This window comes from Nonomuraea sp. NPDC001831 (genome assembly GCF_042892035.1).
In the GTDB taxonomy this organism is placed as follows: Bacteria; Actinomycetota; Actinomycetes; order Streptosporangiales; family Streptosporangiaceae; genus Nonomuraea.
The window spans coordinates 282,011-294,747 of the sequence record NZ_JBIATU010000003.1 but is presented as its reverse complement, the minus strand read 5'-3'; the positions used below and the strand labels follow the sequence as shown (position 1 = coordinate 294,747).

At 72.7% G+C, this 12,737-nt stretch carries 10 protein-coding genes; 3 read left to right on the top strand and 7 right to left on the bottom strand.

What is annotated here, in order from left to right; all coding sequences use genetic code 11:
- Positions 1-103 precede the first annotated feature (103 nt).
- The gene (locus tag ACFYYW_RS12370) at positions 104-1,645 is read left to right on the top strand and encodes an MFS transporter (RefSeq protein ID WP_387647751.1); all 1,542 of its coding nucleotides are present in this window, start codon (positions 104-106) and stop codon (positions 1,643-1,645) included.
- A gap of 7 nt (positions 1,646-1,652) precedes the next feature.
- Positions 1,653-2,270 (top strand): TetR/AcrR family transcriptional regulator, encoded by a 618-nt coding sequence (locus tag ACFYYW_RS12365; RefSeq protein ID WP_387647749.1) that lies wholly within the window; start codon positions 1,653-1,655, stop codon positions 2,268-2,270.
- A gap of 71 nt (positions 2,271-2,341) precedes the next feature.
- Here ACFYYW_RS12365 and ACFYYW_RS12360 read toward each other — a convergent pair whose 3' ends face one another.
- From ACFYYW_RS12360 to ACFYYW_RS12340, 5 genes are all read right to left on the bottom strand, one after another.
- Positions 2,342-3,454, bottom strand: coding sequence for a DNA alkylation repair protein (locus ACFYYW_RS12360; RefSeq protein WP_387647746.1), 1,113 nt, complete (start codon positions 3,452-3,454; stop codon positions 2,342-2,344).
- A gap of 110 nt (positions 3,455-3,564) precedes the next feature.
- Positions 3,565-5,337, bottom strand: a complete 1,773-nt coding sequence (locus ACFYYW_RS12355) for an NAD+ synthase (RefSeq protein ID WP_387647743.1) — start codon at positions 5,335-5,337, stop codon at positions 3,565-3,567.
- Between the two features lie 32 nt (positions 5,338-5,369).
- On the bottom strand, positions 5,370-6,860 hold the full coding sequence (locus tag ACFYYW_RS12350) for a BTAD domain-containing putative transcriptional regulator (protein ID WP_387647740.1): 1,491 nt from the start codon (positions 6,858-6,860) through the stop codon (positions 5,370-5,372).
- Between the two features lie 49 nt (positions 6,861-6,909).
- Positions 6,910-8,790, bottom strand: a complete 1,881-nt coding sequence (locus ACFYYW_RS12345) for a sensor histidine kinase (protein ID WP_387647737.1) — start codon at positions 8,788-8,790, stop codon at positions 6,910-6,912.
- Positions 8,791-8,907: 117 nt separating this feature from the next.
- Entirely contained in the window at positions 8,908-10,101 is a 1,194-nt protein-coding gene (locus ACFYYW_RS12340) for an MFS transporter (RefSeq protein ID WP_352328051.1), read from the bottom strand.
- A 58-nt stretch (positions 10,102-10,159) separates the two neighbouring features.
- On the opposite strand from ACFYYW_RS12340, the gene ACFYYW_RS12335 reads away from it, so the two are divergent.
- The gene (locus ACFYYW_RS12335) at positions 10,160-11,137 is read left to right on the top strand and encodes a DUF5937 family protein (RefSeq protein ID WP_387647734.1); all 978 of its coding nucleotides are present in this window, start codon (positions 10,160-10,162) and stop codon (positions 11,135-11,137) included.
- A gap of 18 nt (positions 11,138-11,155) precedes the next feature.
- Here ACFYYW_RS12335 and ACFYYW_RS12330 read toward each other — a convergent pair whose 3' ends face one another.
- Complete coding sequence (locus ACFYYW_RS12330; protein ID WP_387647731.1) at positions 11,156-12,136, bottom strand: terpene synthase family protein; 981 nt, start codon at positions 12,134-12,136, stop codon at positions 11,156-11,158.
- Between the two features lie 8 nt (positions 12,137-12,144).
- Entirely contained in the window at positions 12,145-12,690 is a 546-nt protein-coding gene (locus tag ACFYYW_RS12325) for an EF-hand domain-containing protein (RefSeq protein ID WP_352328048.1), read from the bottom strand.
- Positions 12,691-12,737 lie beyond the last annotated feature (47 nt).

The following is a 12,737-nucleotide window of genomic DNA, read 5'->3' as shown; positions in this document are numbered from 1 at the left end:
GCCCGTCAGAGGAAAGTTACGAAACGGGACCGTTGCGTATCGGAATGCCTTGCGATACGGTGTCGTTGCGAAACTTGGTCGTATCGAAATTAAGGACGTTCTCATGGATCAGAACGCGGGGCATCCACGCAGGTGGGGCATCCTGGGAGTGCTGGTGTTCAGCCTCCTGGCGGTCGTGCTGGACAACACGATTCTCAACGTGGCGATGAAGACCATCGCCGACCCCCATGCCGGCTTGGGTGCGACGCAGGGCCAGCTGGAGTGGGCGATCAACTCCTACACGCTGGTCTTCGCCGGGCTGCTGTTCACCTTCGGCGTGATCGGCGACCGCACGGGCCGCAAGCGCATGTTGTTCATCGGCATGGCGCTGTTCGGCCTGGCCTCGCTGGCCAGCGCCTACTCCCAGGACCCGATGCAGCTGATCCTCGCCAGGGCGGCGATGGGCATCGGCGGCGCGGCGATCATGCCGGCCACGCTGGCGATCATCTCCAACGTGTTCCCGCCCGGCGAGCGTGGCAAGGCGATCGGCGTCTGGGCCGGCGGCGTGGGGCTCGCGGTGGCGATCGGCCCGATCACCGGCGGCCTGCTCATCGAGCACTTCTGGTGGGGCTCGGTCTTCCTGATCAACGTGCCGATCGTGGTGATCAGCATGGTCCTCATCGCCGCCTTCGTGCCCGAGTCGCGTGACCCGAAGCCGTCCAAGCTCGACCCGGTGGGCGTGCTGCTGTCGATCATCGGTCTGGTCGCGCTGGTCTACGGCATCATCCGCGGCGGCGACCTGGGCACCCTGGCGAACGCCGAGGTGATCGTCCCGACGGTGGCCGGCCTGCTCGTGCTGGGCGTGTTCGTGTGGTGGGAGCGGCGCATCGACAACCCGGTGTTCGACGTGCGCAACTTCAGCAACGTACGGTTCAGCTCGGCCATCGGCATGATGGGCCTGGTCTTCTTCGCGATGATGGGCGGGATGTTCTTCCTGACCTTCTACCTGCAGATCGTGCTGGGCTTCAGCCCGATCCAGGCGGGGGCCCTGATGATCCCGTTCGCCGCCGCGCAGCTCATCTTCGCGCCGCTCAGCCAGCGGGTGAACCAGCTCTTCGGCGCCAAGCTGTCGGCCACGGTCAGCATGCTCGTGGTGACCGCGGCGCTGGGCAGCTACGCGCTGATGGACGTCGACACGCCCGTGGTGCTGATCGAGATCATCTTCTTCGTCCAGGGCGCGGCGATGGCGAACATCATGCCGCCCGCGACCACCGCCATCATGGAGGCGCTGCCCAGGGAGAAGGCCGGTGTGGGCTCGGCCATGAGCAACACCGTCCGCCAGGTCGCCGGCGCGCTCGGCGTGGCCGTGCTCGGCTCCGTCCTGTCCAGCAGCTACCGCGGCGAGATCGCCTCGGCGCTCCCCGCCGGCGCCCCGCACACCGCCGGTGAGTCGATCATGCAGACGCTGCAGTTCGCCGGAACGCTCGGCGAGCGCGGCCATGCGCTGATCAAGCCCGCCTTCACCGCCTTCGTCGACGGCATGCACGTCACGGCGATGGTGTCGGCCGTGATCGGCCTGGTGGGCGTCGCGGTGGTGGCCAAGTGGATGCCGGGCAAGGCGCGCCCGGTCCAGCAGGCGGAACAGAAGGAACCAGCGGTAGTGTGAGGCCGCGATGACGATCCAGGATTCAGGGACTGCCCGCCCGGCGGGCCGTCCGCGCAGCGAGAAGGCCGAGAAGGCGATCATCGACGCGACCCTCGACCTGATCGGTGAGGGCATGGGGGTGTCGGAGCTGTCGATCGAGGCCATCGCGTCGCGGGCGGGCGTCGGCAAGACCACGATCTACCGGCGCTGGTCCAACAAGGAGGACCTGGTCGTCGACGCCCTCTCCACGCTGAAGGCGCCGCTCCCGCCGCTGTCCGGCCTCTCCGTGCGCGACGACCTGATCGTCCTGCTGGACGCGATGCGCAGGGAGGCGGGCCAGGCCCGCACCCGGTGCGTGATGAACATCGCGATGAGCGAGGCCGATCGTTATCCCCGGCTGATGGAGCGCTTCGTGAAGCGGGCCGTCGAGCCGCGCAGGGAGGCGCTGCGCTCGGTGGTCGAGCGCGGCGTCGCCACCGGCGAGCTCCGGCCCGGTCTCGACGTCGACCTGGTGATGTCCCTGTTCTCCGGCACGATGATGTGGCAGTCGAAGTGGGGACCGGCCGGCGACCTCCCGGCCGACCTGGCCGAACGGGTGGTCGACATGGTCCTGCTCGGGCTGGCCGGAGACCGCGCCGAGCCCTGAATCTCCCTCACCCGCACGGAGGCGCGTCCCTCGGGACGGCCTCCGTTCGTCGTTCCGGGGTGGCCTGTGCCCTACTGTCGCGCCGTGCCCTGAGCCGCCTGAGCCGCCGGGCCGGGGGCGCCGGTCAGGGTGAAGGGCGCGGTGGCCGCCACGCGGCCGTTGACGATGACGTCGAGCTCGCGCGGGCCGGGCGGCTCGTTGCGGGTGGTGACCGGGCGGAAGGAATGGCTCTTGCGCAGCGTGAACTCCGCCCCCTCGGCGGTGGCCGACCGTTCGCCCAGGTGGAAGACGCGGCGCGAGCCCGCCCGGCGGACGGCGTACTTGACCACCAGCGGGCCTGGCGCGCCCGCCGTGACCGTGACGGTGAAGGTCAGGCTGCCGCCGACGGCGACCGTGTCGGACTCCAGGGTGAGCGCCCACGCCGAGCCGCTGCCCGGCGTGGCGCCCAGCAGCGCGAGCGCCTCGGGATGCCCCGAGCGCAGCAGCCCGCGCACCGCGTGGCGGACGACCCGCTCGACGTGCGAGCCGCCGCCCGCCCGCCAGCGGGCCAGCAAGGCGAGCGCCGCGTCGGGGTGGTCCTTGGCCAGGTCGTTGACGTGGTTGGCGACCGAGCGGCGGACGTATTCGCTCGGGTCGTCGCGCAGCAGGTCGAGCAGGGGCAGGGTGGGGCCGGGCGCCATCAGCCAGCCGACCCGCGGAGCCCACGGCAGGCGCGGCCGGGAGCCTTCGGAGGCCAGGCGGCGCAGGTGCTCGTCGGGGGACTCGGCCCAGCAGTACATGATCTTGAGGGCGTCGTCGCGGTGGTGGTGGAGGTAGGGGCGCACGGCGAACTCGCCCGTCGAGTACGGCGTGAGCGCCGCCAGCGTGGCCATCGCCGCCTCCAGGTGGCCGAGCCCGTGGACGGCGGTGTGGTCGGTGAGCGGCCAGCCGCTCCACAGGTCGAGCTCCCCGCGCGCGGCGCAGGCCCGCACCAGCTCGGCGGCCCACGGATAGGGCAGCGGCAGGGCGTCGTGGAGGGCCGTGGAGACGTGCCTGACGCGGCCCTTCAGCTCCAGCGGGCCGAGCCCGGCCAGGGCGCGTTCGGTGAACCGGGCGCGCGGGAACGACGGCCACACGGCGGCCATGCCGTCGGCCAGCACCGAGACGGACCGGGCGTTGATCAGGTCTTTGAGCGGTTGTGCCACGGCCCCACCCTGCCATCCACGACCGACAATCCGCCCGCCCCTCCGCCCCTCCGGAGCGGAGGGGCGGGCGGACCTGCCGCTCTTCTTGTGGGTGGACGAGGGCGATGGGGTCAGGTCGTCGTCTCGCGCCACCGGTTGGTGATGGGCAGACGGCGGTCGCGCCCGAAGTTCTTCGGCGTGATCTTGGGACCCGGCGGGTACTGGCGGCGCTTGTACTCCGCCAGGTCCACCAGCCTGATCACCCGCGTGACCAGCGCCGGGTCGTGCCCGGCCGCGATGAGCTCCTGCGAGCCCATGTCCTTCTCCACGTAGTCGTCCAGCAGCCGGTCCAGCACCTCGTACGGCGGCAGCGAGTCGGTGTCGCGCTGGTCGGGACGGAGCTCGGCGCTGGGCTCCTTGGTGATCGAGTTCTCCGGGATCGGCTGCTCGACGTCCATCAGGAAGCCCTCGCAGGTGTGCGCGTTGCGCCACTTGGACAGCTCCCACACCATCGTCTTCGGCACGTCCTTGATCGGGGCGAAGCCGCCGGCCGAGTCGCCGTAGAGGGTGGAGTAGCCGGTCGCCAGCTCGCTCTTGTTCCCGGTGGTCAGCACCAGGTGGCCGTGCTCGTTCGACAGGCCCATGAGGATCATGCCGCGCACCCTGGCCTGGAGGTTCTCCGCGGCCAGGCCGGACAGCTCGATCTCCTTCTCGAAGGCCGTGACGATCTCGGCGATCGGCGCGATCCTGGAGTTGATGCCCTGCCTGGCCACCAGGTCCTCGGCGTCGGCCAGGGAGTGGTCGGAGGAGTAGCGCGAGGGCATGAGCACGACGTGCACCCGCGACGGGCCGATCGCGTCGGAGGCGATGGCCGCCGTCAGGGCCGAGTCGATGCCGCCCGACAGGCCCAGGATGACCGACTGGAAGCCGTTCTTGGCCACGTAGTCGCGTACCGCGAGCACCAGGGCCGAGTACACCTCGGCGTGCAGGTCGAGCCGTTCGGCGACGGGGGCGGGCGCCGCCGGGTAGGGCGCCACGGGCTCCTGGGAGAGCACCCGGCGCTCCACGGTGATCGTGGTGCCGTCGAGGGCGTCGTAGGGGAACGTCCCGGGCTCGGCGTCGGAGACCGGCAGGTCGAGGTCCACGACCAGCAGCTCCTCGCGGAACTGGCCGGCCCGCGCGACCAGCTCGCCCGAGCCGTCCACGACGATCGAGTCGCCGTCGAAGACCAGCTCGTCCTGGCCGCCGACCTGGTTGACGTAGGCGAGCGCGCAGCCGGCCTCGCGCGCCCTGCGGGCGCACAGCTCCAGCCGTACGTCGTCCTTCTCCTTCTCGTACGGCGAGGCGTTCGGCACCACCAGCAGCCCGGCGCCCGCCTGGCCGACGACGGACACCGGCCCGCCCTCCTGCCAGAGGTCCTCGCAGACCGCGATCGCCACGTCCACGCCGTGCAACCGGAAGATCGGCAACCGGTCGCCGCGCACGAAGTAGCGGTACTCGTCGAACACGCCGTAGTTGGGCAGGTGGTGCTTGGCCGTGCGGGTGACGACCTCGCCCTTGTGCAGCAGCGCGGCCGCGTCCAGCGGCGCGCCCTTGGGCTGCCCCACGCGGGGGGCCAGGCCGGCGCGGTCGACGTAGCCGACGACCACGGGGAGGTCGCCCAGTCCCTCGCGGTCGAGCCTGCGCGCCACCTCCTCCAGGGTCCTGACGCTGGCGTCCACGAAGGACGTGCGCAGCACCAGGTCCTCGACGGGATAGCCGGTGAGGAACATCTCGGTGAAGACGACGAGGTGAGCGCCCCGCTCGGCGGCGTCACGGGTCCACGCGACCAGCCGCTCGGCGTTGGCGGCCAGGTCGCCGACGGTCGGATTCGTCTGTGCCAGGGCTATGCGCAGTTGTGCCACGTCATTAGCCTAGTACGACCCGATTTTTATCGTCAAAGCGACGAAAAGTGTCCCATGTCGCCAGGAGTGACCAATCCGGACTCGTAAGCCGCCATCACCAGCTGCGCCCGGTCGAACAGCCCCAGGTGGTCCAGCAGCGACTTCACCAGCGCCGCCACCTCCTCCTCGGGCAGCGCGAGCGTCTGGCCGATCTGCCGGTTCGTCAGCCCGCGCGCGACGAGTTTGAGCACGTCGAGCCGGGCGTCGGAGAGCCCGGCCAGCGCCGGCGGCGAGGCCGGGTCGGTGCGGCCGGCGAACGCCGAGATCAGCCGGGTGGTGACCGCCGGGTCGATGAGCGCGTCCCCGACGGCGGCCGCCCTGATGGCGGCCAGGAACTGCTCGGGGGCCGAGGTCTTCAGCACGAAGCCGCTCACGCCCGCGCGCAGCGCCGCGTACAGGTTCTCGTCGCTGCCGAATGTCGTCATCATGACGACCTTGGGCGGGCGTTCCCCGGCCAGGATCCGGCGGGCGGCGGCCAGGCCGTCCAGGTGCGGCATCTGGATGTCCAGCAGCACGACGTCCGGCCGGTGCGCGCGCACCCCCGCGATGGCCTCCTCGCCGTTGGCGGCCTCGCCGGCCAGCACGACGCCGTCCTCGCTGTCGAGCATGGCGCGCAGCCCCGCCCGTACGAGCGCCTGGTCGTCGGCCACCAGCACGCGCAGCACCCGCTCGTCGGCGGCCGGCACGGGAGACGGCGCAGGAGACGGCGCGGGAGACGGGGCGGACGGCACGGGCGGCGGCTCCTCCAGCCGCTGGGCCAGCATGTCGGCCTCCAGCCGGCGCAGCCCGGCCGACAGGTCGAGCCCCAGCTCGTCCCGCCACACCGCGCGGGCCCGGCGCAGCGCGGCCAGCGCGTCGCCCTGGCGGCCCATCCGGTACAGCGCGAGGGCCAGCAGCCGCCACGCCTCCTCGCGCAGCGGATGGGCCGAGGCGTGCGCCTCCAGGTCGGCCACCAGGGAGGTGGCCCGGCCGAGCGCGAGACCGGCGTCGGCGCGCCGCTCGACCGCGATCAGCCGCAGCTCCTCCAGCCGGCCCGCCTCGGTCGCCGCCCAGGTCAGCTCGGCGAACTCGGCCAGCGCCGGCCCGCGCCACAACCCGAGCGCGCTCTCCATGGCCGCCCACACCTGCGGCGGCGGCCCCTCGGTCTTCACCAGGCCCTCGAACCGCCACGAGTCCACCTGCTCGGGCGTGGCCCGCAGCGCGTAGCCGGGCGCGGCCGAGACCAGCACCTCGGCCTCCTCGCGCGGCGCGCGGCCGGGCTCCAGCGCGCGCCGCAACCGGGAGACGTAGCCCTGGATGGTGGACAGGGCCTGCGCGGGCGGATCGCCCGGCCACAGCTCGTCGATGAGGGTGTGCACGGGCACGGCCCGGCCGCCCGCCACGAGCAGACGGGCGAGCACCGCCCGCTGCCGCTGGCCGCCGAGGTCGAGGGGGACGCCGTCGCTCCAGGCGTGGAACGGTCCCAGTGCGGTGAATGTCAGCATGTCAGGGGTAAGCGTAGAGGGAGAACACGTCCGGGGATATGGCGAATTGTCACAGGGGAAGTTCGGCGTGGACAACCGTGCCACCTCCTGGTCCCGTTCGTACGGCGCAGGTGCCGCCGAGCTCGGCGGCCCGTTCGCGCATCGAGCCCAGCCCGACGCCGGGCCGCGCGTCCGGCGGCAGGCCGATCCCGTCGTCGCGGACCGTGACGCGCAGCCGGTCGTCGCGGCGCAGCGCCACCGTGATCCGCGAGGCACTGGCGTGCTTGCGGGCGTTGGTGAGCGCCTCCTGCACGATGCGGTAGGCCGCGACCTCGACCGCGGCGGGCAGGCCGGTCAGCTCGCCCGACGTCTCGATCGGCGTCCCGGCCAGCTCCTCGATCGCGCCGGCCAGGCCCAGCTCGTCCAGGGCGGGCGGGCGCAGGCCGTAGACGAGCTGGCGGATGTCGCCGGTCACGGCGTCCATGCCGGCGCGCAGCCCGGCCAGCAGCCGGTCGGCCTGCTCGGGGGCGCTGTGCATGGTCAGCCGGGCGGCGTTGATCGACATGGCCATGCCGGTGAGCGACTGGCCGAGCCCGTCGTGCAGGTCGCGGCGCAGCCGCCGCCGTTCCTCCTCCCGCGCGGTCAGGATGCGCTCGCGCGAGCGCTGCAACGCCGCCGTCAGCCGTACGGCGTGCGCGGCGTCGGCGATGTACGGCGTGATCGTGGCGATCACCCGCTCGTCGTGGGCCGCGGGGAACCTGCGCCGGTCCGTCGGCCCGATCAGCAGCAGCCCGACCGGCTCGCCGTGCCACACCAGCGGCACCGTCCTGGCCGCCGCGCCCACCACGCCGGACGTGGTGACCGCGCCGTCGGCCTCGACCGCCACGCCGGTCACCGACAGGCCATCGCGCAGCACGTCGAGCGTGGCCAGCAGGCCGTGCACCGGGTCGGTGTGCTGCAGCCGGTGCCGCAGCCGCCGGGCCAGCGTGCCGGGGACGCCGGTGCTGCCGTACAGCAGGCGGTCCACGCCGCGTTGCAGGCCGCGGCGCATCGGCTGGAAGAACGCCCCGGCGAACAGGGCCGCCGGGATCCCGGCGATCCGGTCCACCTCCGACAGGAACAGGCTGAGCGCCGCGCTGACCGCCACGTACACGAGGGTGATCACGATGGCCAGGCCGGTGCCCACCAGCGCCCTGCTGATCAGCGTGTCGATGCCGAACAGCCGGTAGCGCAGCACCGCCACGGCGATGGCCGCCGGGATCAACGGGATGGCCAGCGAGGCCACCCACCAGACGTCCTCGCCGAGCATCCAGGGCACCAGCAGGCCCGGCAGGGCCACCAGCAGCCACAGGAGCTGCCGCCGCTCGACCGCGTCGCCGCGCCGGAAGCGCACGACCAGCGAGGCGAAGGCCAGCACCATGCTCGCCGAGAGCGCGCCGTGCCCGGCCTCGCGCAGCTCCGGCCGGCCGGTCAGCAGCCCGGCCCAGTCCAGCGCCTGCCCGGCCACGGCCAGCGCGATCACCGCCCGCCAGCGCCGCGACAGCAGCCTGCCCACCGGGTACAGCAGGGGCAGCAGGACGCCGAGGGTCAGCTCGCAGACGTTCCAGGTCAGGTTGACGACCGGCCAGCGCGGCCCCGGCCGTCCGTCGAGCAGCTGGTAGAGGTTGGCCGACAGGATGTTGGCCGCCGCGCTCGCCCCGCCCAGGCACAGCAGCCAGCCGATGACCAGCCGCGGCCTGCTGTGCACGAGGATCGCGCCGAAGACCGGGAAGGCCGTGCCCGCCATGTCCTCCGGCGCGAACGGCAGCGGCGTGGACGGCGACGGCGGCAACTGGGCGGTCACCCAGATGTCGGCCAGCTCCAGCACGACGGCGAACGTGGCGATCCCGATCGCGACGCGGGGCGTGGCCAGCCTCGTCACCACCCGGCGCGCCCAGACTGCGTGGCGCATCCCACCATTTCCTTCCGTGATCGGCAGGAAATTATCGGGACGAAGCCAACATCCGATCAAAATTCTCTCAACGGCAGCGGATTCCGTTGAAACGCCGCCCAGAACCTCAGGCCGGCGTCAGCGCCGGCGGATCGCCGGGCCGAGGGCCAGCATGCCGGCCGCCGAGACCAGCGCGACGCCGCCCACGGCGAACCACAACGTCTTCGGCCCGGCCGCGAGCAGCGGGCCGCCCATCAGCGGCGCCAGCACCGAGGCCAGCGACCAGGCGAAGCCGAACAGCCCCGAGTACCGCCCCCGCAGGTGCTCGGGGGCCAGCGCGGCCACGATCGTCCCGGCGATGCCCGCGGTGATGATCTCGCCGACGGTCCACACCCCGATCGTGACGGCCAGCCAGAACGTCGTGGTGACGAAGGCCGTCAGCGCGAACCCGGCCCCCATGACCGCCAGCCCGAGCGCGAACGTGCGGGAGGGGTCCCTGCGCCCGAGCCAGCCGGACACCAGCGGCTGCACGACGACGATCAGCACCCCGTTCAGCGCCATGGCCAGGCCGAACTGCCCCGGCGTCAGCTTCACCACCGACGTCATCGCGACCGGCAGCATGGTCACGGTCTGCAGGTAGACCAGCGCGTTGCCGAGCACGACCAGCGTGAAGGCCACCATCAGCCGGTCGCGCAGCACGACGCCGAACCCCCCGGACGACTCGCGCGCCGGCGGCCGGGTCTCGGGCACCGCCCGCCACACCAGCGCGGCGAAGACCAGGCACGAGGCCGCGTCGATCCAGAACAACCAGGCGAACCCGACGCTCGCCAGCCACCCGCCGGCCGTCATGCCGACCGCGTAACCCAGGTTGATCGCCCAGAACAGCAGCCCGTACGCGCGGGCCCGCTCCGACGGCGACACCAGGTCGGCCACGAGGGCGCTGGACGCCGGCCGGTAGATGTCGATCACCAGCCCGAGCACGAACATGGAGGCGACGATCGCCGGCAGCGAGGTGCTGTAACCGAGCGCCAGCATGGTGGCGGCGGTGGCCAGCATGCCGCCCGCCAGCGTGACCCGGCGCCCGATCCGGTCGGTGAGCACGCCGGCGAGGATCTGCGACAGCAGCGAGCCCGCGCCGTAGACGCCCATGACCAGGCCCACGGCGGTCACCGACATGCCGCGGGAGTGGGTCAGGTACACGCCGGTGAACGGCATGACCAGGGTGCCCAGGCGGTTGACGAGGGTGCCGCTCCACAGAGCCCAGAAGGGCCGCGGCAGCCCGCCGATCTGGGAGCGGAGGAAGGAAGGCTTCTCAACAGCGGTGCTAGACACGGACCAAGGGTCAGGTCTGGGACGCCGAGGCGCCATCGATTTAGTGCACACTAAAACCATGGCCGTCACCTGGGACCTCAAGCCGGAGGACGTCGCGCGCATCCGGTTCGCGTTCTCGCCCATGTGGGAGCTGGTCGCGAGCCTGCGCACCCTCCAGGACCCCTCCAGGCAGTCGATCCACCTGCCCTGGATCAAGGCCGTGCGCCCCCGGCTGGCCGGGCTCGACCTCGACGAGCTGTTCGCGCTGGTGCCGCCGAGCGGCTACCTGGCCGACTTCATCACCCCGCCCCCGCGCACGCCGCTGCCCGACTTCGCCGCCGAGCTGGAGCAGGTCCGCAACACCCCGCCGGAACGCGCCCGCACCGAGGCCGCCACCATCGCGGGCACCATCGCGGGCACCGACCGGGCGCTGCTCGACCGGTTCATGGCCGACCCCGCGGCCGGCGTGGCGCGGGTGGCGGCGGCGCTGGAGACGTACTGGCGGGCCTGCTTCGAGGAGTTCTGGCCGCGCGTCTACGGGCTGCTCGAACGCGACGTGCTGCGCCGCTCCCGCCAGCTCGCCCAAGGCGGGGCCAGGGAGCTGTTCGCCGGGCTCGGCCCCGCCGTGGAGTGGACGGGGGAGCAGCTGCTCATCGACCGGCCCTGGTGCCACGCGGGCGGCCTGCACGGCGACGGGCTGCTGCTGGTGCCGAGCGCGTTCTACTGGCCGTCGGTGGCCGTGATGTCGGCGCCGTACCAGTCGATGCTCGTGTATCCGGTGCTCGGCGTCGGCACGCTGTGGGAGCAGGGCCCGCCGCCCGCCCCCGGCGCGCTGGCCGCGCTCATCGGCCGCAGCCGGGCGCAGATCCTGCTCGCGCTGGCCGAGCCGAGCACCACCTCGGCACTGGCCGCCCGGATGTCGCTCACCCCGGGCGCGGTCAGCCAGCACTTGGGGGTGCTCAGCGACGGCGGGCTGGCGGTGGGCCTGCGCCTCGGCAAGCAGGTCGTCTACCGCCGGACGGCGGCCGGCGACATGCTCGCCGGCGCCGCCCCCTGACCGGCTCCCCTCCGGGGTTCAGGCGTACCGGGACGACTCCAGCAGCCAGTCCAGGTGGGCGCGCGGCGCGGCCAGGTAGGCGCAGGCGACCTTGCTGACGTCCCTGGCCGCCTTGGGCGGGAGGTCGTCGAGCGGCAGCCGCCTGGCCGCCCGGTTCATGTCCTGACAGCGCCCGGCGATCCGGTCGAGCACCCACGCCACGGCCTCGCGCTCGCCCAGCCCGAGCTGCCGGACCGCCAGCTCGACCAGGTTGTGCACGTCGCCGCGCTCCTTGGGCCGCGAGGCGACGTCGTTGCACCAGGCCGTGACGTCGCTGCAGGCGTCCACCAGCTCCCGCCACGGGTCGCACTGGACCACCCAGGCCGGCACCTCGACCCGCAGGCACGGCTCCACCAGGTCGTACAGGTAGGGGCCCACGGTGCCCCTGCGCAGGGCCGGGTACTCCTCCAGCGTCGGCATGCGCCCGGCGGCCCGGTTGTCGGCCTCGGTGCGGCACGCGTCGGCCTGGCGGCGCAGGTTGACCGCGAAGCGGGCCCGCCACTGGTCGCTCATGCGCGCGCTGGTCACCCGCCACAGGTCGGCGAAGGCCGCCTCCAGCGGGTGCCGGGCCGCGCCCTTGAGCATGCCGCCGAAGATGTCCAGCGGGCACGACCCCTCGTCCAGCTCGTCGTCGAGGTGGAACAGCCAGGTCAGCCACTGGGCGAACAGCGCCGCCGCGGCCGCGTCGAACTCGGCGAACGCGCGCCCGGCCATCCGGTGGAAGCCCACCCCGGCGTCGGCGCGCAGGCCCGTCCGCCTGGCCCAGTCGATGACCGCGGCCTCGATGGCGTACACGGCCGGGTGCATCCGGCAGGGCGCCGCCATCGCCGGCACCCGCTCGACGAGCGGCAGCAGCGCCAGCGCGGGCGAGCCGCCCTTGCGCGGCAGCGGCAACATCGGCTTCCAGTGCAGGACCGAGCGGAGCGCGGTGCGCACCGTGGCGAACACGGTGCTGCTCACGGCCGTGTTCACAGCGGACCGTAAAGCCAGTTGCCCGCGGCGTTCGGGTCTGAGCTGCGGTAGTAGTCCTCGGCCGCGTGGATCAGCTCCTCGACGGTGAGCGCGCCTCTGCCCTCCCGGTCGAGCCGGTCGAAGGCCTCGTCCACGTCGTCGTAGGCGGTGCCGAACGCGCTGAGCATCGTGCGGAACTCGCCCGGCCGGATCAGGCCGTCGCCGTCGCCGTCGCAGAGCTGGGCCACCGCCACCGTCGCCGGCCGGAACACCGGCTCGTACCGGTCGCCGGTGACGAACGCCGCCGTCATCCCGCCGCGGAAGTCCGTACGCGCGATGCCGGAGTCGCCGTCGCGGTCGAGCGCCTGCGACAACGTCGACCAGATGCCGTCGAAGCTGCCGACGAGCCGGTTGCCGGTGACCGAGGTGGGGGACTCCCCGAAACCCACCAGCAGGCGTGCGCCCAGCCCCAGCAGGTCCTCCCGCTCGACGACGCCGTTGCCATTCGCGTCGATGTGGTCGAACGCCCGATCGAGCTTGTGATTGAGCAGGTCGATAGCCACCAATGCCTCCCCCGAGACTAACTGCGTGATCACAGTAGATCTGGGCG

What these genes read in the sequence shown, in the direction of transcription:
- ACFYYW_RS12370 (WP_387647751.1), top strand. Translation starts at nt 104, where the DNA reads ATGGATCAGAACGCGGGGCATCCACGCAGGTGGGGCATCCTGGGAGTG.
- ACFYYW_RS12365 (WP_387647749.1), top strand. Translation starts at nt 1,653, where the DNA reads ATGACGATCCAGGATTCAGGGACTGCCCGCCCGGCGGGCCGTCCGCGC.
- ACFYYW_RS12350 (WP_387647740.1), bottom strand. Translation starts at nt 6,860, where the DNA reads ATGCTGACATTCACCGCACTGGGACCGTTCCACGCCTGGAGCGACGGC.
- ACFYYW_RS12345 (WP_387647737.1), bottom strand. Translation starts at nt 8,790, where the DNA reads ATGCGCCACGCAGTCTGGGCGCGCCGGGTGGTGACGAGGCTGGCCACG.
- ACFYYW_RS12335 (WP_387647734.1), top strand. Translation starts at nt 10,160, where the DNA reads ATGGCCGTCACCTGGGACCTCAAGCCGGAGGACGTCGCGCGCATCCGG.